Annotated in this window: 25 protein-coding genes and 1 tRNA gene; 15 read left to right on the forward strand and 11 right to left on the reverse strand. The window is 33.1% G+C overall.

Annotated elements, in window-relative coordinates; all coding sequences use genetic code 11:
• Window positions 1–115 precede the first annotated feature (115 nt).
• The 5 genes from J2X31_RS17060 to J2X31_RS17080 all read left to right on the forward strand — a co-directional run bounded on the left by J2X31_RS17060 (window position 116) and on the right by J2X31_RS17080 (window position 6,766).
• Window positions 116–2,737, forward strand: a complete 2,622-nt coding sequence (locus J2X31_RS17060; protein ID WP_310028549.1) for a hypothetical protein — start codon at window positions 116–118, stop codon at window positions 2,735–2,737.
• Window positions 2,738–2,739: 2 nt separating this feature from the next.
• Window positions 2,740–3,243 carry a hypothetical protein gene (locus J2X31_RS17065; protein ID WP_310028552.1) on the forward strand — a complete coding sequence of 168 codons (504 nt, stop codon included), beginning with the start codon at window positions 2,740–2,742 and terminating at the stop codon, window positions 3,241–3,243.
• Between the two features lie 96 nt (window positions 3,244–3,339).
• Window positions 3,340–4,845, forward strand: coding sequence for a glutamate--tRNA ligase (gene gltX / locus J2X31_RS17070; protein ID WP_310028554.1), 1,506 nt, complete (start codon window positions 3,340–3,342; stop codon window positions 4,843–4,845).
• Between the two features lie 113 nt (window positions 4,846–4,958).
• Entirely contained in the window at window positions 4,959–5,567 is a 609-nt protein-coding gene (locus J2X31_RS17075; RefSeq protein WP_310028556.1) for a hypothetical protein, read from the forward strand.
• A gap of 173 nt (window positions 5,568–5,740) precedes the next feature.
• Window positions 5,741–6,766, forward strand: coding sequence for an SPFH domain-containing protein (locus tag J2X31_RS17080; RefSeq protein ID WP_310028559.1), 1,026 nt, complete (start codon window positions 5,741–5,743; stop codon window positions 6,764–6,766).
• A 50-nt stretch (window positions 6,767–6,816) separates the two neighbouring features.
• On the opposite strand, the gene J2X31_RS17085 is transcribed toward J2X31_RS17080, so the two are convergent.
• From J2X31_RS17085 to J2X31_RS17100, 4 genes are all read right to left on the reverse strand, one after another.
• The gene (locus J2X31_RS17085) at window positions 6,817–7,059 is read right to left on the reverse strand and encodes a DUF6327 family protein (protein ID WP_310028561.1); all 243 of its coding nucleotides are present in this window, start codon (window positions 7,057–7,059) and stop codon (window positions 6,817–6,819) included.
• 11 nt (window positions 7,060–7,070) lie between these two features.
• A complete protein-coding gene (locus tag J2X31_RS17090; protein ID WP_310028564.1) occupies window positions 7,071–7,421 on the reverse strand; it encodes a competence protein in 351 nt (116 codons plus the stop codon).
• A 4-nt stretch (window positions 7,422–7,425) separates the two neighbouring features.
• Window positions 7,426–7,752, reverse strand: coding sequence for a YtxH domain-containing protein (locus J2X31_RS17095; RefSeq protein ID WP_310028567.1), 327 nt, complete (start codon window positions 7,750–7,752; stop codon window positions 7,426–7,428).
• A 301-nt stretch (window positions 7,753–8,053) separates the two neighbouring features.
• A complete protein-coding gene (locus tag J2X31_RS17100) occupies window positions 8,054–10,147 on the reverse strand; it encodes a glutamine--tRNA ligase/YqeY domain fusion protein (protein ID WP_310028570.1) in 2,094 nt (697 codons plus the stop codon).
• A 100-nt stretch (window positions 10,148–10,247) separates the two neighbouring features.
• On the opposite strand from J2X31_RS17100, the gene J2X31_RS17105 reads away from it, so the two are divergent.
• From J2X31_RS17105 to J2X31_RS17120, 4 genes are all read left to right on the forward strand, one after another.
• A complete protein-coding gene (locus J2X31_RS17105) occupies window positions 10,248–10,472 on the forward strand; it encodes a hypothetical protein (RefSeq protein WP_310028572.1) in 225 nt (74 codons plus the stop codon).
• The gene (locus tag J2X31_RS17110; protein ID WP_310028574.1) at window positions 10,447–10,713 is read left to right on the forward strand and encodes a type II toxin-antitoxin system RelE/ParE family toxin; all 267 of its coding nucleotides are present in this window, start codon (window positions 10,447–10,449) and stop codon (window positions 10,711–10,713) included. Before J2X31_RS17105 ends, J2X31_RS17110 begins: the two co-directional genes overlap by 26 nt.
• Window positions 10,714–10,768: 55 nt before the next feature.
• Complete coding sequence (gene folB / locus J2X31_RS17115) at window positions 10,769–11,128, forward strand: dihydroneopterin aldolase (RefSeq protein ID WP_310028576.1); 360 nt, start codon at window positions 10,769–10,771, stop codon at window positions 11,126–11,128.
• 94 nt (window positions 11,129–11,222) lie between these two features.
• A tRNA-Cys gene (locus tag J2X31_RS17120) sits at window positions 11,223–11,293 on the forward strand.
• 287 nt (window positions 11,294–11,580) lie between these two features.
• Here J2X31_RS17120 and J2X31_RS17125 read toward each other — a convergent pair.
• The 6 genes from J2X31_RS17125 to rnr all read right to left on the reverse strand — a co-directional run bounded on the left by J2X31_RS17125 (window position 11,581) and on the right by rnr (window position 17,139).
• Window positions 11,581–12,234 carry a hypothetical protein gene (locus J2X31_RS17125; protein WP_310028577.1) on the reverse strand — a complete coding sequence of 218 codons (654 nt, stop codon included), beginning with the start codon at window positions 12,232–12,234 and terminating at the stop codon, window positions 11,581–11,583.
• A 158-nt stretch (window positions 12,235–12,392) separates the two neighbouring features.
• Entirely contained in the window at window positions 12,393–13,034 is a 642-nt protein-coding gene (locus tag J2X31_RS17130) for a GldM family protein (RefSeq protein ID WP_310028578.1), read from the reverse strand.
• Window positions 13,035–13,724, reverse strand: a complete 690-nt coding sequence (locus J2X31_RS17135; RefSeq protein ID WP_310028579.1) for a LysE family translocator — start codon at window positions 13,722–13,724, stop codon at window positions 13,035–13,037.
• Between the two features lie 65 nt (window positions 13,725–13,789).
• On the reverse strand, window positions 13,790–14,458 hold the full coding sequence (locus J2X31_RS17140; RefSeq protein ID WP_310028583.1) for a head GIN domain-containing protein: 669 nt from the start codon (window positions 14,456–14,458) through the stop codon (window positions 13,790–13,792).
• A 17-nt stretch (window positions 14,459–14,475) separates the two neighbouring features.
• Complete coding sequence (locus J2X31_RS17145) at window positions 14,476–14,946, reverse strand: hypothetical protein (RefSeq protein ID WP_310028585.1); 471 nt, start codon at window positions 14,944–14,946, stop codon at window positions 14,476–14,478.
• A 12-nt stretch (window positions 14,947–14,958) separates the two neighbouring features.
• Window positions 14,959–17,139 (reverse strand): ribonuclease R, encoded by a 2,181-nt coding sequence (gene rnr / locus J2X31_RS17150; RefSeq protein WP_310028587.1) that lies wholly within the window; start codon window positions 17,137–17,139, stop codon window positions 14,959–14,961.
• 110 nt (window positions 17,140–17,249) lie between these two features.
• Between rnr and J2X31_RS17155 the strand changes: the two genes are divergently transcribed.
• The 3 genes from J2X31_RS17155 to J2X31_RS17165 all read left to right on the forward strand — a co-directional run bounded on the left by J2X31_RS17155 (window position 17,250) and on the right by J2X31_RS17165 (window position 19,895).
• Window positions 17,250–17,489 carry a DUF2007 domain-containing protein gene (locus tag J2X31_RS17155; RefSeq protein WP_310028588.1) on the forward strand — a complete coding sequence of 80 codons (240 nt, stop codon included), beginning with the start codon at window positions 17,250–17,252 and terminating at the stop codon, window positions 17,487–17,489.
• Window positions 17,490–18,126: 637 nt separating this feature from the next.
• Window positions 18,127–18,558, forward strand: a complete 432-nt coding sequence (rpiB, locus tag J2X31_RS17160; protein WP_310028591.1) for a ribose 5-phosphate isomerase B — start codon at window positions 18,127–18,129, stop codon at window positions 18,556–18,558.
• Between the two features lie 197 nt (window positions 18,559–18,755).
• A complete protein-coding gene (locus J2X31_RS17165) occupies window positions 18,756–19,895 on the forward strand; it encodes an ATP-binding protein (RefSeq protein ID WP_310028594.1) in 1,140 nt (379 codons plus the stop codon).
• A gap of 13 nt (window positions 19,896–19,908) precedes the next feature.
• Here J2X31_RS17165 and J2X31_RS17170 read toward each other — a convergent pair whose 3' ends face one another.
• A complete protein-coding gene (locus J2X31_RS17170; protein ID WP_310028597.1) occupies window positions 19,909–20,217 on the reverse strand; it encodes a DUF1294 domain-containing protein in 309 nt (102 codons plus the stop codon).
• 57 nt (window positions 20,218–20,274) lie between these two features.
• On the opposite strand from J2X31_RS17170, the gene J2X31_RS17175 reads away from it, so the two are divergent.
• Genes J2X31_RS17175 through J2X31_RS17185 form a run of 3 tightly spaced genes read left to right on the forward strand, consistent with a single transcriptional unit; the run spans window position 20,275 to window position 22,939 of the window.
• The gene (locus J2X31_RS17175) at window positions 20,275–22,398 is read left to right on the forward strand and encodes a Tex family protein (protein ID WP_310028598.1); all 2,124 of its coding nucleotides are present in this window, start codon (window positions 20,275–20,277) and stop codon (window positions 22,396–22,398) included.
• Window positions 22,399–22,433: 35 nt separating this feature from the next.
• On the forward strand, window positions 22,434–22,739 hold the full coding sequence (locus tag J2X31_RS17180) for a DUF6922 domain-containing protein (protein WP_310028600.1): 306 nt from the start codon (window positions 22,434–22,436) through the stop codon (window positions 22,737–22,739).
• Entirely contained in the window at window positions 22,694–22,939 is a 246-nt protein-coding gene (locus tag J2X31_RS17185; protein WP_310028603.1) for a nucleotidyl transferase AbiEii/AbiGii toxin family protein, read from the forward strand. Before J2X31_RS17180 ends, J2X31_RS17185 begins: the two co-directional genes overlap by 46 nt.
• The last annotated feature ends 121 nt before the right edge of the window (window positions 22,940–23,060 follow it).

Genomic DNA, 23,060 nt, shown 5'->3' on the forward strand with positions numbered 1-23,060 from the left:
AGATAAAAAGGGAAAATCTAAACAAAAGATTATTTTCTAAATAATACTTGTGGTGTTAGATTATAATATTATATATTTGTAAAAATATTAGTCTATAATCTTAATAAAAAGAAAAATGAAATCAAAAGAAAGAGAATATTATGACAATTTAAAAAATGACAAAAGCTTAAATGAAAATGGTCTTAAAGAACTTCTTGAAGACGCAAGTAAAGAATTAATTCCATTAATAAACAATAGTTTAATGATCAATGGAAGAATTCCTATAATAACAAATGTTGTTAAAAGAAACAATCTATCGGCTATGCAAATTCCAGATATGGAGAGCTCAAATTTATTTGATGCATATACTTCGCTTAAAATGTCTTCAAATCTTATTAATAAGAAAATAATCACACTCCCATTAGACATAAATAAGCGTGGTGATTTCAGTGATGCATTTTATATACAGAGAGGTTTACATAAATCTGGTTATGGTTCAGCGGGCTTAACTGATTTAAGTCCTGAAGATCTGAATAAAATTGTTAATGATGAGGCTTTACCTTTTTATGTGGATGCTGTTTTAAAACAAAATAAAACAGAAGTTGAAGAACATTATGCAAAAAGATGGCTTACTAATAACTTGTATAATTCTGCAGATTATGTAATGCATTTCATCTATTCAAAAGAACAAAATGGAACTATGATGATGAAAATGAATTTAGTGACGTACAACCTTTTAAAATCAAGCTCAAAAAGCTACATACATACTATTTCTAAGGATATACGAACTCTTTTAGATAAAAATTCAGAATACAATTTTTCAACAGATCAAATAGCATCTGTTATAGAAACTGAACTCATTTCGCAAACACAAGATCAAGAAAACAAATACGACCCAACAATTAAAGCATTTCAAGTTAATGGAATTACTGAAGCTTATTATCAAAACAAATGTGATGATGGCACTTTAGTGACAGTACACATCTACCTAAACAGAAATACACTTGTTTATTCTTATTCTTCTCTTGAAGATGCAAAAAAAAATACCAAACTTGAACTTATTAACGAGCCTTTTGTGGTATTTAAAAAGAACGGCATTTGGGAAAGAAGCGAACTCCTAATTGACTTTAGCTATAACAATGGTCAGCTTCCTACTTCTGAAAACATGAGTTTTGAAGAAAAAAAAGACATTTCAGAAAAACTGCTCCCATTTTTAAAAATTTCAAGTTTAAAAGGAAATGAAAAGCAAATGGCTCTTCTAGACAAAAAAATGAAAAAACTTTTGTCTAATAAATTTTATAGTGATGTAAAATTAGCAGTAAGCATTAAAAGTTACCCTGATGATTATAAATTTATAGTTGCGAATTCTTTTGAGGATATTCAAAAAATTAAAACTCAAAATGATAGAATAACTACTTATTCTTATCAAAATATCGAAGGAACACCTGATATCACAATTGACATAACACTTGATGAAAAAGGGAAACCAATTATAAAAAATATTGTCAATCCCTTATACCTAAAAGAGTTTGAAGATAAATGGAAAACAGAAGCTAAAAAAAGAGGTCTTGATGCTGATATACCATCTTTAAGAGAACAAGTAAAAACCGACTTGGAAAACCTTGCAAAAGAAACCGATGAACTGAGTTTTTACAAAAAATTTGTGCAAAAAACAAAAGCATTGTTATCAGACAATATTGCTGATTATGTGGAAGCTATTGCTTCTACCCAAAAAATTGCAAAAAATATTTGGAAAGAAGGTACCGTTAATGAGAGCACGTGGCACACCAAAGGAGAAGAACACAAACAATGGCCAAAGTACTGCCAGTTTGAACCCACAATAGCTGGAGTTGAAGATGGAGTTATCGATGAAGTTGTGGGAATACCAATGGCCATAAAAGGTGTCTATGAAATTGTAATCGACGACGAAAAACAAAAAGCCTTGATGGGAATGTTTACCAAAGAAGGAATGGTAAATCTTTATGAAGGACTTCAAGAAGAAGTAAAAGACACTTATAACGATCCCGAAAAAGGAAAACACTTTGTGGGACAAACCACGGTTTCTGTCGTATCGATGATGAGTGGTGTTGGATTGTTGACAAAAGCCAAAAAAATAGATGACATTGTTGAATTGGGTACCGATTTAGAAAAAGTAATACCTGACGCCAAGACCACTAAATTTTTAGACGACTTTAAAAAAGGGGAACGCCATGTTGATAATGATAAAATTTTTAGAGAACTAAAAGAACAAATTGATGAAGATTTATTTGATGATGTTGTTAAAGACGGTTCTGAAGAAATTATTGCAAAAGGTAAAAAACTATCTTTTAGAGAATTGCAAGCATTTTGGAAAAGAGGAAACGATTTTAATGCTAAATCTAAAGAACTTAAATGGTATGAAAATAATGAAATTTGGATGACACATCCTGAAAAAGTATATCCAAAAGGACATAAAAATGCAGGAAAACCAAGACGTTACCGATTGGACTCTTGGGATAAAGATGGAAATGGAATGATTTTATCCCGAAAAGCAACTAATTTATCAGAAATTAATAAAGACACCTTTATAAAATACTGCAAAGAAATAAAAGAAAAATACCCGCCTGGATCAAAAATTGCAAATTCAGAAATTGGCGATAAACTTTATGGCAAGTATTGTTTAGAAATACCAGATACAAACCTTAAATTTGACAAAATTGATGAATATAAAAAAATAGCAAAAGATTTAGGTGTAGAACTTATTTTTAAACCCGAATAATTATGAATATACAAGAACAAACTTCAAAAATCGCATACCAAGCCTACAGAAATATAGATTTTGTAAGAAAACTAAAGAACAATTCTTTAAGATATGATTTTCCATTAGATAATATAATGAAAAAGATGGATAAAAAAGAAAATTTAAAAATCTTAAAAGAGCTGGGGTGTGATTTTAAGATATTTACGCCAGGGCAACATTATAATTATGAAGAAGTTTTTGGCAATATAAAATTAATTCTAAGTTGCCAAATTAGTGGGGGGATCATTACTGATTATATATATATATATGTAGATGGAAATAAAATAGATGGAACTTTATTAAAATCAAATTTAGGCTTTGTTTACCGTTATTTATTAAATGATAAGGAAGCAGAAATTAAAGCATCGAAATTCAGAAATTTTGATGATTTTAGAAATGCAATGGGTGATATACTCAGTATTTATGAAGATTTTAAAACAGAATTTTTAAAACTTATGAAAGAAGAGAATCTTATCAAAAATTAAATTTAAAGCTATCCAAATCGGGTAGCTTTTTTTGTTTCAAACATTGAGTTTTGCCTTTTTTATAAAACCGTATCTTTGCGTCAAAATTTAAGAGAAATGTCAAAGCAAGTACGTGTGCGTTTTGCACCAAGTCCGACTGGACCTTTACATATTGGCGGTGTGAGAACTGCATTGTTCAACTATTTGTTTGCCAAGAAACACGGTGGTGTTTTCTATTTGAGAATTGAGGATACCGACCAGAATCGTTTTGTTCCGGGTGCTGAACAGTATATCATGGAAGCGTTGGAATGGCTTGGAATTGCTCCAAGTGAAACGGTTGGAAAGAATGAAAAATTTGGTCCTTACCGTCAAAGCGAAAGAAAGGATTTGTATAAACAATATGCTGACGACTTGATCAATTCGGGTTGGGCTTACTATGCTTTTGATTCGTCGGAAGATTTGGATCAGTTGCGTAAAAATGCTGAAGAGGAAGGAAAAACATTTATTTACAATCATTCGGTTCGAGAGAAATTGGATAATTCCTTGACAAATTCTGCAGAGAAAACGGCTGAAAGAATTGGGAATGGTGAAGACTTTGTAATTCGTTTCAAAACGCCTGTAAATGAAATTTTAGAATTAAAAGATATCATCAGAGGAGATATAAAATTTGATACGAATTTGCTTGACGACAAGGTTTTGTTTAAGAGTGATGGAATGCCAACTTATCATTTGGCGAATATTGTGGACGATCATTTGATGGAAACTTCGCACGTGATTCGTGGTGAGGAATGGTTGCCATCGATGCCGTTGCACGTTTTGTTGTACAGAGCCTTTAACTGGGAAGCTCCTGAATTTGCTCATTTGCCATTGATTTTGAAACCAATCGGAAACGGAAAATTATCGAAGCGTGATGGTGATAAAATGGGATTCCCTGTGTTTCCTTTAGAATGGAAAACTGATGAAGGAATTTCATCAGGCTATAGAGAAAAAGGTTTTTTCCCTGAAGCGGTTGTGAACTTCTTGGCCTTACTTGGTTGGAATGACGGAACGGATAAGGAATTATTTTCGTTGAAAGAATTGGCTGAAGTTTTTGATTTGAACAGAGTTCATAAAGCTGGTGCCAAATTTGATCCGGAGAAAAACAAATGGTTCAACCATCAATATTTGATACAACAAAACGACGATGATTTGGCGAAAGCCTTCGCTCCTATTGTGTATGAAAAAGGTGTTGATGTTGATTATACTACTCTAGTAAAGATTGTTGCCTCGATAAAAGAACGTGCAAATTTCGTTTCGGATTTCTGGGAATTGAGTGATTTCTTTTTTGTGGCTCCAACATCCTATGATGAAAAAGCTTCGAAGAATTGGAAGGAAGAAACGCCAGGATTGATGCGAAACCTGATTGCTGTTTTGAATACTATTGAAGATTTTACTTCTGTAAACATCGAAACGATTGTAAAAGAATGGATGACGCAAAACGAGATTGGAATGGGGAAAGTGATGCAACCGTTCCGTTTGAGTCTTGTTGGGGCTTTAAAAGGACCTCATTTGTTTGATATTGTGGAATTGATTGGGAAAGAAGAAACGATTAGTAGGATTGAGAAGGCGATTGAGCGTTTGTAAATTCTACGTTATATTTTTAACCCTTTCAGAATTGGAAACTTTGAAAGGGTTTTTTATTTCAAGTGGCTTTATAATTTTTTTTATCTTTACAAGACACCTCTAAATCTTTAAATATGAAAAAACTACTGTTTTCTTTTCTTCTATTTCCTTTTTTGCTTCAAGCTCAAGAAAATGAAGAAACACAAGAAATTCCAAAGGATGCAATGCACAACAAGGGCTTTTTTAACCTTACCAAGATTTCATATACCAAAATAACTAGCATGGAAGAAGATCTCTCTGTAGCTGGTGTGGGTGACATTACAAATGATTTGGAAACGGATGGAACAAATGCTTTTGCTTTGCAAACCATCAATGGTTATTTTCTTAGTCCCTATATTTCGTTGGGAGTTGGAGTTGGCTTGGAAGGGTTTATTTCTCCTACTATAAATACTTTTCCAGCCTATGCAGATGTGAGGGTTTATCTTGAAAATGATTATTCATCACCGTTTATTTTTGCAGATTATGGTACCTTGATGAAAATTGGTGATGAATTTAGAAGAGGAAACATGTTTGCCGTTGGAGCTGGCTATAAATTTTTTGTTGGAAAGGAAAAAAGAACCTCATTGGTTACTGATTTAAGTTTTTCTGGACGAAACATTAGCATGACGGACGCGTCTTTCAAAGATTCCGACCGAACATTTACTACAAGAGGAATTTCTTTGGGTATTGGGGTTATTTTTTAACTCTTGTCTATAAATCCTTAAAACCCCTTTCCGAGTTTGAAACTTTGAAAGGGGTTTTTATTTATAAAATCTTTATATAAAGAAAATCGGCAAACATTTTTTATATAAAATAAATCTTGTAACTTTCGTGGAATTGTTACGTACAATTATCACTAACCACTTAAAATTAAACTATGGATGTATTTTTAATCGTTTTTCTGGTTTTAGGATTGTTCCTATTCCTTTCTTCTTTTTTTACTGTAAAACAGCAAACTGCCGTTATCATTGAGCGTTTCGGAAAATTCTTGAGCGTTAGGAATTCGGGTTTGCAACTTAAGATTCCTGTTGTAGATCGAATTGCAGGTCGCGTGAATTTGAAAATCCAGCAATTGGATGTTATCATCGAAACCAAAACCAAGGACAACGTGTTCGTGAAAATGAAAGTTTCCGTTCAATTTAAAGTGATCCAGGACAAAGTATATGATGCATTTTATAAATTAGAATATCCACACGATCAGGTTACAGCTTATGTATTTGACGTTGTAAGGGCCGAAGTTCCTAAATTGAAATTAGATGATGTTTTTGAAAGAAAAGATGATATTGCAATTGCTGTGAAACGTGAATTGAACGAAGCAATGACCACTTATGGATACGACATCATCAATACATTGGTAACAGATATTGACCCAGATATCCAGGTTAAAAATGCAATGAACCGTATCAATGCTGCCGATAGAGAAAAAACGGCTGCTGAATTTGAAGCAGAAAGTTCAAGAATTAGAATTGTAGCAAAAGCAAAAGCGGAAGCGGAAAGCAAGCGACTTCAAGGACAAGGTATTGCCGATCAGAGAAGAGAAATTGCTCGTGGTTTGGTAGAAAGTGTGGATGTTTTGAACAAGGTTGGCATCAACTCTCAAGAAGCTTCTGCTTTGATTGTAGTTACTCAACATTATGATACTTTGCAAGCGATTGGAGCCGATACGAATTCAAACCTGATCTTGCTTCCTAATTCTCCACAAGCCGGAAGTGACATGTTGAATAATATGGTGGCTTCGTTTTCAGCATCGAACCAAATTGGCGAGGCGATGAAAAGAAACAATCAACGACCTTCTAAAAAAGTTAAAAAATCGGATGACTTCAAACCTTCGGATGATTATAAAAATCTAAAAGAAAATGAAGATTTGAGTGCTGATGAAGACGAATATGATTCTAGCAAATAAATCTTGTTATAACTAATGAAAAGAGGCTCAAATTGAGCCTCTTTTTTGTTTTACATTCTAAATAATTTCTTCAGCAGAAATGAAAATCCTATGCTTTTAATGGGTCCCGAAAGTCCTCCTAAAACAGTCAAGGCCATTTTAGGAACGCTTGGAATCATATTTGAAGGATTCAAGCTATCTTTAGTGTTATCGAAACTCTTTGTCAGTTTTTGATAATGAATTTCTCTTTCTATCTTCAAAATTTCCAAATCACGATCAATTTCTGCATAAGAAGAATATTTTTTTCTTTCCATAATTTAAAAATTTAATCGTTAAAGAAGAATTCCGAAAACCGTTCAAGAATTGGACCTTCAACAATCTTATCTTGAATTTTATAGATTAGGATGCTTAAAATCAAATAAATTCCACCGATAATTAAAAATCCGTAGGCAAAATTATCCAATGCATATCCTATTGCTATTGCAGCTGCTACGGAAAAAAAAACAGTTACCATCACCAACATCACGGCCAATAAGAAGATCTTTAAGATCATTGTTGTCGATTTCATTGCGATTTTAAAAAACCACAATTTATAATAGGCAACATTGCTGTCCAGATAACCTTTTGCCTGATCTTGCAAGTCCTGTGTATTCTCTTTTATTTTTTCAAAAGCCATGCTTTTATTTTTTAGCTGATGCTGCTTTCAACTCTTCCAGTTTTCTTTCTAAAGTTGCAATAACATCTTCTGTTTTGTCGTCAACATTTGCAACCAAATCATCAAAACTTGATTCAAGATCTGCTTTTGATTTTGAAAATTTAGATTTCAATGTTTCCGAATATTCATCGAATTTATTTTTCAATTCGTTTTTCTTATCGTCAAAACCATCCTTAATTTTTTCTCTGGTTTTTGAACCTTTTTCTGGAGCAAATAAAATTCCTAATCCTGCTCCAATTGCTGCACCTGTTAAAAGTGCCAAAACTGTTTTTCCACTATCGTTACTTGACATAATCGTTTATTTTAATTGTTATGATTTTAAAGATACGACTTTATTAACACTTTGCTGTTAAGAACCCGTTAAAGTAGGATTATCAATCATGAAACTTAATATAAAGCTTGATTTTAAAAGGTTTTAAAAGAGCTGGTATTCCTTTGTCAAAAACTTTAAAAATCGCTTTAAAAAAGATTTATAGAGGCCGTTTTTAATCTACAAAAACAATTTAAAATTATTATTTGATAGATAAAATATATAATAAGAAAAGCCCACGGTGAAGTGAGCTTTTCATTTATAAAATCTATTCTTTTGAAATTTAGAATTCAGAAAGTAATTTTTGAACTTCTTCATTCTTTTCAGAAGTTTTCAAATCTAAAAGTTGTGTTTTGAAGTTTTCAAAATTTGAAAAATCTTTCTTTAAATTTTGAATCGTTTCAAATCGAACAAAAGATGATTCGCTTTTCAAGGACATGTTGTATAATTTTTGCAACGTCTCTTCTTCCACATCCGAAAATTTGATGGTATCAGAATACTTCAAAAGCCAGTTTGCAAACAATAAGGAACTTTTATTGTTATTGATATTCTTCTTCAATGAATTTTGAAGCAAGCTGAAATTGGTTACCGATTTAATGTTTTCTCCAATTGCATTTTCAATAACCGCTCTTTCCTCAATTTCAACTTTGAAGTATTTGTTGATGTCTTTTAGAGAAGCATTGATGATATTTTCTTCCTTTTTACCTTTTTCTTCCCAAGCATCTTTTAGCCCAACAGTCCTGTTGAAAACTAATTTTTCTGCCGTAGAATCCTTATCAACAGTAAAATAACCTAAACGTTGGAATTGGAATTTATCTTCGTTTTGAGCCGTAGCCAAACTTGGTTCCAAATATCCTGTAATCACTTTCAAAGAGTCTGGATTTACGAATTCCAAGAAGTCTTTTTCCTTATGAGAATCGGGAGCTTCATCAGTAAACAAACGATCATACAAACGGATTTCAGCTTCAATCGCATGTTGGATGGAAACCCAATGCAACGTTCCTGAAACTTTTCTTTGGCTGGCTTCTGTACCGCTTCCGCTTAAACTATCCGTGTCATACGTCACGTGAATTTCAGTGATATTTCCTTCATCATCCTTAACAACGCTTTCTCCTTTAATGATATAGGCATTTTTCAAACGGACTTCTTTACCTAAAGTCAAACGGAAAAACTTGGCTGGAGCATCTTCCATAAAATCTTCTCTTTCGATGAAAATTTCTCTTGAAAGAGGCACTTTTCTAAAACCTGCATTCTCATCTTCTTGGTTATTTTCGGCCTCAAGCCACTCCTCTTTTTCTTCAGGAAAATTCGTTATAACCACTTTAACTGGGTCTAAAACAGCCATAACTCTTGGAGCTGTCTTGTTCAAATCTTCACGGATGCAGAATTCCAAAACCGAAACATCGATCAAGTTTTCGCGTTTTGCTATACCTGTCGTGTTGGCAAAATTTCGGATGGAAGCCGGAGTATAACCTCTTCTTCTTAAACCAGAAATTGTTGACATTCTTGGATCATCCCAACCGTTAACGTGCTTTTCGTTAACCAATTGCAATAATTTTCTTTTACTTACAACAGTATGTGAAAGATTTCTTCTTGCGAATTCTCTTTGCTTTGGACGAACCAAATTCTTATCAACAACTTGGTCTAAAAACCAATCGTATAATTCTCGGTGTGGCAAGAATTCAAGCGTACAAAATGAATGCGAAATCTGTTCCAAATAATCACTTTCTCCGTGAGCCCAATCATACATTGGGTAAATGCACCACTTCTCCCCTGTCCTATGATGGTGTTTGTGGATAATTCTGTAAATAATTGGATCACGCATCAACATATTGGTTGATTTCATGTCGATTTTGGCACGCAAAATATGTGTTCCTTCTGCGAATTCTCCGTTTTTCATTCTTTCGAATAAATCCAGATTTTCTTCAACAGAACGATTTCTATAAGGACTATCCGTTCCTGGAGTTGTTGGGGTCCCTTTTTGGGTAGCCATTTCTTCAGAAGTCTGACTGTCAACATATGCCTTGTCATTCTTGATAAATTCAACAGCCCAGTCATATAATTGCTGGAAATAATCGGAAGCATAACGTTCTTCAGCCCATTGATATCCCAACCATTCGACATCACGTTTGATGGCATCTACAAATTCCTGCTCTTCTTTTGCAGGGTTTGTATCGTCAAAACGAAGGTTTACAGGTGCTTGATAATCAATTCCTAAACCAAAATTTAGTGCTATCGAACTGGCGTGTCCAATGTGCAAATAACCATTAGGTTCGGGCGGAAAACGAAAACGTAATTTGTCCTGTGATAGACCGTTTTTTAAATCCTCTTCGATAATTTGTTCAATGAAATTCAATGATTTCTCTTCTGTTGACATAGTGCAAAATTTGAAACGCAAAGATAATCTTTAATTTGAAAATTCTGTTGGTCGATGATAAAGCTAAATATTTAGTATTTTTGTATAAATAATTTCAGCTATGAGACAATTGACAGTTACAATTCCCGATGATTTTTACAATACATTTATTGCTTTTTTCAAGCAAATGCCTGATGTAAAAATAGATGAAAAAGATGAAAATGAAGTTCCTTTATGGCAACAGGAAATGGTTTTAGAACGACTTAAAAACGCTAAACCTGAAGATTACAGAAGCTGGGAAGAAGTAAAAAAAGATTTAGATGAAAAATGGAATTTCAATGGATAACTATACTATTGAAATGCTCTTTTGGGCTGAACAAGATTTGAATGAAATAGCTATTTATTATAAAACTTTATCAAATGAATTAGGAGATAAATTTTATAATGACGTTAGAAACACAATTGAATCTTTAAAAATAAACCCCTTTTATCAAACTGATTCTAATAATATTAGAAAAATTCATTTACAAAAATTTCCTTATAAAGTGTTTTTTAAAGTTGATGAAGAAAAAAAATTGTTTACATAGAAGCAATAATTAGCGATCATTTATTGCCTTTTTCAACTAAAATAAAACTATAATTATGGGAACTATAAAACTCAAAAATATTCGCACTTTTTCCTATCACGGCTGTCTTGTTGAAGAAAGTAAAATTGGTTCAGATTATGTTGTTGATTTGGAAATCAAGACCGATTTACGAAAATCTTCTGCTTCAGATGAATTGGCTGATACGGTAGATTATGTTCTTTTAAACAAGATTGTTATGGAAGAAATGGACATCCGTTCTAAGCTTTTAGAACATGTGGCACATAGAATCATCAAAAGAATCTTTCATGAAATCCCTGAAGTTTCGAGAATACTTTTGGCAGTTTCAAAAGTAAATCCTCCAATTGGTGGTGATGTTGAGATGGTTACGATCGAAATGGAAGAATACAGGAGTTAAAATTCCAAAGTACAAAAAACAAATTCCAAATTTTTGAAGTTTAAACTTTAAAACTTTAAACTTTTTAATTACATTTGCCGTCCAAACAATTAATGGCGTCGTGGCCGAGCGGCTAGGCTGGGCTCTGCAAAAGCTCCTACTCCGGTTCGAATCCGGACGATGCCTCTGAAACCTTCAAGGAAACTTGGAGGTTTTTTTGTTTTAAATTTTTAGAAAAAATTAAATAAAGATTAGGTTCGAATCCGGGAAAAAGCTTTGAAAACTTCAAAAAGAGATACAGAAATGTGTCTCTTTTTTTTGTTTAACTTTTTAAGAAAAATTAATTAAAGAAAGGTTCGAATCCGATGCTTTTCGAAAATCCTGCAAGGTCTTTTTTTGACCTTGTAGGTGTAAAAAAGCAAACCTACAAGGTTTTGGAAACCTTGCAGGAAAAAGCTGTAACTAACGAAAAATTAAAGTGTCAACTGCATCTTATAACATTGATTTGCAGGAACTGTTATTGTTCCGTTCCAAGTATAATTTCCACAAGATGCCGTATAACTGTAAGTTCCTGGAGCTACAGTGAAATTAGCACATCCTGAAGCTCCACAATTTGGAGAACTTCCGTAATAACTTGTGATACTTCCAGATCCTTGGCCTTGTAGTGTAACGCTTATGTTGCCACAACCTAAATCTGAACCTATCCAAAACATAATATTACCTTCGCCACTTCCGCCTCCACCACTTCCATCACAAGGAAAAACATTAGATCTGTAATAGATTTGTGCATTGTGAGTTTCTACTGCTTGATTTGGAACTCCAACCAGCAAAGCATTTCCATTAATTTTAAGAGGAAATTTAATAACTTCTTGTCCAATTACAAACGTCATGGAAGGTTCTGAAGCATTAAAAGATCCAACAGTTTCAACTCCACCAGAACACGTAATAGCGTTTGAACCAACAAATTTTACATAAGTTTCCATATTTTCCCGCTTCCAACTTCCTTCAAAACTAGAACTTGGATCGTTTTCAATGTCATCGCCTTCATCATCCGATTCACATCCAAATGCTGTGAAAACAAGAGCCAGAACAATCAATAATCTGTAGTAACTTTTTAAATTTTTCATTTTTAATTGTTTAAAAATTAATAGATTAAAATTAGTTTAGTTGCTACTTCCAAAAAATACCGACAAATGGGTATTTTCAATTTTATGCTGAAAATGAATGATTTATGAATAAAAAATCCCAACTATCAGTCGGGATTATAAATGAGAAAAATAATGAACTAATATACTTTGAAAACTAGTGGATTTATTGATATATATGCATTTTCTAAACCTTGCAAGTTTAGTTTTATATCACTAATAACAATTAATTTATTTTTTTTTAGTTTAGATAGAACATCGTCATTTATTTTATTCCCAACAACTGTGATTACCTTTCGACCAGGAATTTTAACTTTGAATTCTTTTACTTCTTTATTCAAAGAAAAATTAAAATTTCTAAAGTCTACACTAACAATAGCATCTTTCAAATCTTCTTTTTTATATAATAAAATACAATCTATACAACTGTTTCCATTTAAACTAGTAGTAAGCTTGGGTAAATTATCAATCTTAAATATATGATTCTCAATAGAAACAGAATCATCATTATTAATGATTTTAACAGTAATTCTAGTCTCTAAACCAGAACCTGGAACAATAGAAAAATTTCCTTTTTCATCTTTATTTACACCTAAACCTGAAACAATAAATGATTTACAATTTGAAACGGCAATAGAAATTGGATTAATAATTCCTCTGTAAATAACTTTTACCTTATCTAAAGCAATAACACTTCTTTTTGATGTTACAATTGTATCCTTCTGAGCAAATGCTGAGAATGTAAAAAATAGAACAATAAGAAAAGAAATGTAGTTTTTCATTTATTTCGAATGATTAGGTTCAATCTTTTCCAAGGCTTTCTTAACCAATTTCTGATCGCTTGGAAACCAACCTTGGAGCATTATGGTTACTCCAAAAATAACGAGAATGACACTTGTTATCTTCTTTATCTTTAAGATATTAGTTGGAGTCATTTTATTTTTTAATTTCTTTGCTAATAGCATTTTAACTATATCTACTGCTAAATAAGTTGCTATCACAGAAGTAAAAAAGAGCATCAACCTTGACGTTTTCAACTCAAGTTGTGGGCCGAAAGTAATGAAGATCAACAACCAAAAGCCAAGTACACCAACGTTGATGAAATTCAACAGAAAACCTTTTACAAAAAGGCTTCCGTAGTTTTTCTTGATGAGCTCTACTTCTACTGATTCATCTATTTTTTTGGAAGCTCTTTTTAATTTTACGAAGGAAATAATGCCATAAGTCACCATTATCAATCCTCCGAAGATGAAAAGTGCAGGTTCGTCTTTAATGTTATTGATGAGTCGATAGCTACTGAAATAGGCAATTGCAATGAAAACGAAATCGGCAGTAACAACGCCTAAATCAAAAACCATTGCAGCTCTAAATCCTTTAACTGCAGCCGTTTCCAGTAGTACAAAAAATACTGGACCAATCATAAAACACAAAAGAATACCTAGCGGAATGGCTAGCAAAATATCTTGGATCATCAACTAAAATTATAGTGTAGCAAACACAAATATAATTTAAAAATTTACAATTTGATGGTTTACGCTTAACGTTTACTTTCGTTGATGCTTCCGCCAAGTGTTACTTTTTTGTTGATTTGTTTTGGGCTTCCAAAAACCGTTATAGTTCCTCCTGCCCTAACTTTTGCATCAACTAACTCTGTTGCACGAACATCGGCTTCGCCACCAGTGGTTATTTTTACGGTAGTTTGAGAAGTTTCTAAACCATTGGCACGAAGGATTCCACCGGTTCCAATTGAGGCATCTTGATTGGTTGCTGCACCTTTCATTTGCAAAATTCCACCCGTTACAGCTCTTAATTCTGCTTTTTGAACATCAATATTCAATCTGATTTCTGAACCTTCTTTTGCATTAACTTTTATGGAAGATTGCTTGATAACATCATCTCCAATAACGTAGGAACCTTCGCTAGCATCAATACTTTCGAGCTTTGTATAATATAGTTTGGCTGAAACTTCTTCGCCATCGAGCAACTTTTTAAGCTTCATTCTTATTTTTAGCTTACCATTATTGTTCACAATTTCTACTTCTCCAGATCGATCGCCTTTGATTTCGATTTTGTTTTCAGAAGACGGAATTAATTCAACTGAAATTCTGTCAAAAACATTTATTGCATCAAATTCTCCTAGTTTTTTAGTTACTTGAGAAAATCCTAAACTGCTAATTAATAGCATTATAATTGTTAACTTTTTCATGGCTTTTTATTTATTTTTTACTTTATTTTTTCTAAAACATACTCTACAGCTGAGTTTGTTTCTGTATGCATTTTTAAATGAAGTAGATTATTTTGAAAGTAAAATTCTGCTTCTTTTTTTAATTTTATTTTAGCTCTATTCATAACATCTAATCTCAATTTATTCTTTCCTTCAACTAGATATTTACCTGTAAACATTGGTGATTTAGATGCTATAGATAAATAATCAAAGAATTCATTTTCATCAGTAAAAACAAAAACTTTATGGTAGTGTTCACTACGTATGGAAGCAATTTCATCTTGCATTCCGATTTTTGTGGGATACCATTTTTTTATTTTATCAGATACAATTATGGTATCCTTTTTTACATCAATATAAAATTCTTCTCCTTTTACTTCTACAACTTTCCATTTACCAACTATGTTATTTTCTTGACTATAAATTGTTGAAGAAAAAACTATAAAAAATAAAAAGATAAGTTGTTTCATCGCTTTTTTTATTTATTCATTCTTTCTAATAAAATGAAAATCAAGTTGTTTTTTAACCAGATCTGCATTTTTTACTTTCACAATAACTTCATCTCCTAGTTGTAATAAATTTTGAGTTGTGGCTCCAACCAAGGCATATTGTTTTTCATCAAACGTGTAATAATCGTCTTTTATTTCACGTATTCTGCACATTCCTTCACATTTGTTGGAAACAATTTCTACATAAATTCCCCATTCGGTTACCCCCGAGATAACTCCCAAAAATTCTTCATCTTTATGATCTTGCATGTATTTTACCTGCATATATTTGATGCTATCACGTTCTGCATTGGTTGCCAAACCTTCCATTGTGGAGGAATGAACACATTTTTCTTCGTATAATTCTTCACTAACGGATTTTCCTCCATCTAAATAAAACTGCAGTAATCTATGAACCATTACGTCAGGATAACGACGAATTGGCGAGGTAAAATGAGAATAATAATCAAAAGCTAAACCATAATGACCAATATTTTCGGTAGAATATTTGGCTTTACTCATCGTTCTGATGGTTAAAGTATCCACCATATTTTGCTCTTTCTTGCCTTGAACATCCTGTAAAAGTTCGTTTAAAGACTTTGAAATATCACCTTTTGATTTTAAATTAATCTTATAACCAAATTTAGAAATCACGGTTTGCAAGCTGATTAATTTGCTTTCATCCGGTTCATCGTGAATCCTGTAAACAAAGGTTTTCTTTTGTTTTCCAATGTATTCCGCTACTTTTCTATTGGCTAAAAGCATAAATTCTTCAATCAAATGATTGGCATCTTTTGAAACTTTAAAGAAAACTCCAATTGGTTCTGCCTGTTCATTCAAGTTGAATTTTACTTCTACTTTATCAAATGAAATAGCTCCTTCAGCCATTCTTTTTCTTCTTAAAATCTTGGCTAATTCATCGAGTTTTAAAGTAGCTTCAACTATTTCATCTTTAACAACATATTCACTTCCAGTAATTGAAATTTCCTGAGGAATTACATTTCCTTTTGTTTCTATGATTTGCTGGGCTTCTTCATAAGCAAAACGTTGGTCGGAATAAATTACTGTCCTACCAAACCATTGGTTGATAACTTGAGCTTTTTCATTAATTTCAAATATTGCAGAAAACGTATATTTTTCTTCATTTGGACGAAGTGAACAGGCAAAATTTGACAACACTTCGGGAAGCATCGGTACTACTCTATCCACTAAATAAACCGAAGTTCCACGTTGATAGGCTTCATCATCTAAAATGGTTCCTTCCTGCAGATAAAAAGATACATCTGCAATATGGATTCCAATTTCATAATTACCATTTTCTAATTTCTTGAACGATAAGGCATCATCAAAATCCTTTGCATCTTTTGGATCAATCGTGAAAGTTAAGGTATCTCGCATATCACGACGATTGGCAATTTCGCTCTCCTGAATCGTTGTATCTATCTTTTGAGCGAATACTTCAACTTCAACCGGAAAGTCGTAAGGAAGTCCGTATTCGGCCAAAATAGCATGTATTTCGGTGTTATGTTCGCCTGGTTTTCCAAGAACTTTCAAAACAGAACCAAACGGACTGTCGGCTTTTTTAGGCCAATCTTCTATATTTACCAAAACAACATCACCTTGTTCAGCATCACCAATCTTATCTTTTGGAATAAAAATATCGGTGTACATTTTTGGATTTGCAGTAGAAACGAAAGCAAAATTCTTTTGGATGTCAATTACTCCAACAAATTCTGTTTTGTGTCTTTCCACAACCTCAATCACTTCTCCTTCAGGACGTTTTCCTTTTCTCCGGTTATATACATAAACCTTTACCTTGTCTTTATCTAAAGCATGATTCAAGTTATTTGTCGGAATAAAAACATCTTCTCCAAATTCCGGACAGATAAAATAAGCCGTTCTTCTACTTGTCATATCAATCGTTCCTTCATAATAATCCTGGCTGATTGCTTTAACCAGATACTTTCCAGGTTCAGTTTCGATGATCTTTTTTTGCGAAGCTAGAATCTTTAAATCTTTGATAATTTCGTTTCTACTTTTGGTATCATCCAGTTCTAAAATAGCACCTATCTGCTTATAATTGAATGCTCTATTGGCATTTTGAGATAATATTTTTAAAATCTTCCCAGAGAAATCTTTCTCCGTTTTCCCTAATTTTCTAGGTATCTTACTCATAATTCTTTTTCTTAATAATGCTGAAAAATACGAATAAGATTTTAGAATTCAGATTTTAGAATTTAGATTTAAAAAAAATATAACTTTTGTATCTTTATAAAAAACCAAAAATGAAAGATTTCAGAACGATTGCTGTATTCAACTATACTCACGAGATCGTCGTCTTAAAGCATATTTTAGACCAGGAAGAAATTCAGTATTATTTCGAAAACGAAACAATGTCGTCGATAGCTCCATTTTACTCCAATGCTTTGGGAGGAATCAAACTCAAAGTACATCCCAACGATTTTGAAACTGTTCAATCAATTCTTGACGAATTGAAAGATAAAAATGATTTGAAAATCGTTTAAACAACTTGAAGTTTTCAACATATATTAAATACAACAAAAAGAAAAGATAAATTAAATTTAAAATTTTGATGGTTATTATAGCGTGTTAATAGTTGCAATAAGTTTCTATTTTGCCATAGGCGAAAAGAGTTTTCCCTACTTATACAGACTTGTTAACATACTTAGATTAGGTTAATCGTTTCATTTTTAATCGTTTTTTGTAGTTTGTTAACAATCGTTGATAATAGAAAATGTATCGAGTTTGTAAATAAGTTTCCTTGTTAATTACTGTTAATAATTTTGGTTTAAGTATTCATAACTTTTCTAAAAATTACCGAAACTAAATTAGGATTTTAAAGTTGGGTTTTGCATTAGACTTTTTTATCTCACATCCAAAAAATACTTCTAAAATTCTATCTTTAGTTATCAACAAATAATGTTAATTTAAGGTAAACTGATTATCAAGCAATTAGAAAATGCTATTAACATTATAATATTTTAACAATTACGTTACATTAAACACTTCAATATTAAATGATTGTAAAGTTGATAAAGTCTAATCAATTGAAAGTCAAATGCTAAAACTTATTGGTTTTATTTTGGTAAATGATAAAGGTTGCGGTAAATTTGCACGACACAACTAACACTTATTTATAGTATGAGAATTTCAATAGGAAACGATCACGCAGGACCAGAATATAAAAAGGCAATTGTAACTTTTTTGGAAGCAAAAGGACACGAAGTAATCAATCACGGGACAGATAGTTCAGACAGTGTTGATTATCCAGATTTTGCACATCCGGTTGCAGAAGATGTAGAAAGCGGTAATGTAAATTTCGGTATCATCATCTGCGGAAGCGGGAATGGGATAGCAATGTCGGCCAACAAGCACCAAGGAATTCGTGCAGCGGTTTGCTGGATGAAAGAAATAGCGGTTTTAGCTCGTCAGCATAATAATGCTAATATCATCAGTATTCCGGCTCGATTTACATCGGTTCATCAAGCAGTTGAAATGGTTGAGGTTTTTCTAACTACTGAATTTGAAGGCGGAAGACACGCTTTGAGAGTGAATAAAATTGCTTGTCAATAAGTTTCTTTTTACATACAATAAACACCAATTTTTAATAAAATATAATTTTAAGATTGGTGTTTTTTTATTTCCTATTGACTGAATTTACATTAATTCCGTCAACGTACTGACTGAATTTACATTAATTCAGTCAATTGATTGACTGAATTTACATTTTTTGAGTATATTTGTACTAGAAATTTTTATACAGATGACTTATGAAATTTATAGAAAGAGGCATAGATGCTTTGTTTGCAAGAAAGGTTTTGCCAAATAAAGTCTTGATTTTATTGGGTGCGAGACGTGTTGGAAAAACAGCTTTCATTAAAAACTATCTTTCTACAATTCCAAAAAAGGATTATTTGCAATTGAATGGAGAAGATATTGACGATGCAATGTTATTAAAAGAACGTTCTGTCAGCAATTATATCCGTCTTCTGGCGGATAAAAAATTACTCATTATTGATGAAGCACAAAATATTCCCGAAATCGGATTGATTTTAAAATTGATAGTCGATTCGATTGAAGGCATAAAAGTGATTGCAACTGGTTCATCGGTTTTTGATTTGTCTAATAAATTAGGCGAACCTTTGGTGGGAAGAAAAAATACCATTTACTTGTTTCCTTTTGCTCAAATGGAATTTGCAAAACAGGAAGATTACAAAGAAACCATCACGAAACTCGAAGAACGATTGCTTTTTGGAAGTTATCCAGAATTAGAGCAATATCCAGATTGGAAAGATAAAATTGATTATCTGAAGGAAATTATAAATTCCTATTTACTGAAAGATATCTTGGTTTATGAAGGCATCAAGCAGTCGAATAAAATTTTGGATTTACTGAAATTGATTGCTTTTCAAGTGGGTCAGGAAGTTTCGTTGCAGGAATTAGCCAAACATTTAGGCATTTCTAAAAACACGGTCGAAAGCTATTTGGACTTGCTCTCGAAAGTTTTTGTGATTTATAAAGTACCCGGATTTAGCCGAAATTTACGAAAGGAAATTACAAAATCGAACCGATGGTATTTTTACGACAATGGAATTCGGAATGCGATAATCGGGAATTTTACAAGACTTGATTCTCGGATAGATGTTGGGGCTTTATGGGAAAATTATTTGGCATCGGAAAGAATAAAATACCAAAATTATACTCAAAAAAGTGTTGCCAATTATTTTTGGAGAACCTATGACCAACAGGAATTAGATTGGCTCGAAGAAGAAAATGGTTCGTTAAAAGGATTCGAATTCAAATGGAACGAAAACCGAAAAGCAAAAATTCCAACAGCCTTTGGAAAAGCCTATTCTGAAGCTGGTTTCGAAGTTATCAGTAAAAAGAATTACCTGGATTTTATTACTTAATTTTTACGACTAATTACAGACCTAACAGGTTTTTAAAACCTGTTAGGTCTAAATCTTTTGTATAAAAGACACCTGAAACAAAAAACAAAATCTGCAAAACCAAAATTCCAAAAAACTTCAAAAGAAAGCTTCCCTTTGATATTTTATGCCTAAAAATCAGCATCGCCAACAACAAACCCACCGAACCACCACAAACTGCGAGAGTAAAAAGTGTTTTTTCAGGAATTCTAAACTTGTTGTTCACAGCTAAATATTTGTCGTAACCTGCAACGGCAAAGACTACAATATTTACAATTAAAAAGCAGATAAATAAATTTTGCATTTCATTAAATTCAGCGGTAAAGATATTATTTTCGCTAAATAAACAAATCCATTTCAGATGACGCTCATAGATTTTATAAAACAACAGGTTTCGACGACGCCAAAAAACATCGAAAACACCATCCAACTTTTAAACGAAGATTGTACCATTCCGTTTATTTCACGTTATCGTAAAGACCAAACTGGTAATCTTGATGAGGTAGTAATTGAGCAAATTGCAAAGCTTCAGAAGGAATATGATACGATTGTGAAACGCAAGGAAGCCATCTTAAAATCGATTGAGGAACAAAAAGCCTTGACGCCAGAATTGGAGAAAAAAATCGTCAATAGTTTCGACTTGAACGAGCTGGAGGATTTTTATCTTCCGTATAAAAAGAAGAAAAAAACCAAGGCCGATGTGGCTCGCGAAAACGGTTTGGAACCTTTGGCAAAGATCATAATGGCTCAAAATAATGATGATATTGACTTTATTTCGAGCAAATACCTCAATGAAAAGGTCATCAACGAAGATTATGCACTTCAAGGAGCTCGTGATATCATTGCGGAATGGATCAATGAAAATATTTATGTTCGAAAGCAACTCCGAAGGTTGTATCAGCGAAAAGCGAACATTTCGACGAAAGTCGTAAAAACGAAGAAAGATGAACCCGATGCTCAAAAATTCAACCAATATTTCGACTGGTCGGAACCATTGACAAAAGCTCCATCACACCGATTATTGGCGATGCTTCGGGCAGAAAACGAAGGTTTTATCAAATTTAAAATTGAAGTTGATACCGATGAAGCCTTTGATATCATTGATGAATTGGTGTTGAAAGGTCAGAATTCGAGCACTTCCCATATTCAATTGGCGATTGAAGATTCATATAAAAGATTGTTGTATCCAGCGATTTCTAATGAAGCTTTGCAGGAAGCCAAAGCCAAAGCGGATGCGAATTCGATTCAGGTTTTTGCCAATAATTTGAGTCAGTTGTTGTTGGCACCACCTTTGGGCGAAAAGCGAATTTTGGCGATTGATCCAGGATTTAGAAGCGGTTGCAAGGTGGTTTGTTTGGACGAAAAAGGTGATTTACTTTATAACGAAACCATTTTCCCGCATGCTCCACAAAAGGAAGATGCGATTGCGATGAAAAAAATCCGTTCGATGGTAAATGCCTATAAGATCGACGCGATTTCCATTGGGAACGGGACGGCTTCTCGTGAAACGGAATTTTTTATCAAGAAGATTGCCTTTGACAAGCCGGTTCAGGTTTTTGTGGTTTCAGAAGCTGGAGCTTCGGTTTATTCAGCTTCGAAAATTGCGAGGGAAGAATTTCCTAATTATGATGTGACGGTTCGCGGTTCAGTTTCGATTGGACGACGCCTGAGCGATCCGTTGGCAGAGCTGGTAAAGATTGACCCAAAGGCAATAGGAGTGGGGCAATACCAGCACGACGTGGACCAGACGAAATTGAAGGAAGAGCTGGACACGGTGGTGGTTCGTTGTGTGAATTCGGTGGGAATCAATATCAATACAGCAAGTAAACATTTGCTGAGTTATGTAAGTGGAATAGGAGAGAAGCTGGCCGAAAATATCGTGAATTACCGATCTGAAAACGGACCATTTATCGATAGAAAACAGTTGAAGAAAGTGCCTCGTTTGGGCGAAAAAGCTTATCAACAAGGTGTTGCTTTTATTAGAATCAAGGAAGGAAAAAACCCGTTGGATAATTCGGCGGTTCATCCTGAAGCTTATCCGATTGTTGAGAAGATGGCGAAAGATTTGAAACTTTCCGTAAACGATTTGATTGCGAATAAGGAAAAGACGGCGTTGATAAAACCGGAGAATTATATCACGCCCGAAATTGGTCTGCTAGGTTTGAAAGACATCATCAAGGAACTTGAAAAGCCAGGATTGGATCCGAGGAAATCGGCCAAGGTTTTTGAGTTTGACAGCAATGTAAAAACCATCAAGGACTTGAAAACGGGGATGGTTTTGCCGGGGATTGTGAACAATATTACCAACTTTGGTTGCTTTGTGGACATCGGAATCAAAGAAAGCGGACTGGTGCATATCTCACAACTCAAAGAAGGATTTGTTTCTGACGTTAACGAAGTGGTGAAGTTACATCAACATGTTCAGGTGAAGGTTACTGAAGTGGATGAAGACAGGAAAAGGATTCAGCTGACGATGATTTTGTAACCATATAAAATGCAAAATTCCTTATATTTGTTACTATGAAGAAAGAAATAACCATAGACGATTTTTCTCCGCATCTTTTTTGGGATGTGGATAAGGCCACTTTCGACTTGAATACTTATAAAGTCCAAATGATTGGAAAAGTATTAGAATTTGGAAACTGGAACGATTGGAAATTGTTGATCTCTTTTTATGGTTTGGAAACAATCAAGGAAGTAGCGCTTAATTTGAGAAGTTTAGATGCTGTTACTCTTTCCTACTTGTCGGCTTTATTCAACATTGATAAAACAAATTTTAGATGTTACAAACACAGACAGTTAGTCCAGAACTCTTGGAACTCCTAGGGAAAATCATGAAGTTGAATCAATTTGATGATTTTTTATTGGTTGGAGGAACTTCTTTGGCATTACAAATTGGACACCGAAACTCAATCGACATTGATTTGTTTGGTAAACGCGAAATAGACGAAGCATTATTTACAAAAACATTACAGAGCTTGGGCACTTTAGAAGTGTTTAATAGAAGCAAGAATTATTTTAATTAATTCAAGTTGCTAGTTTCTATCCTATAAAAAAACAAAGCAGAGGTTTAGTAAATTTGTTTTGCGAACCAATAAACCTCACCAATGCTTTGTAAAGACAAAATTATATCAATTTTTTGTTTAA

The organism is Flavobacterium arsenatis (genome assembly GCF_031456785.1).
GTDB lineage: Bacteria > Bacteroidota > Bacteroidia > Flavobacteriales > Flavobacteriaceae > Flavobacterium > Flavobacterium arsenatis.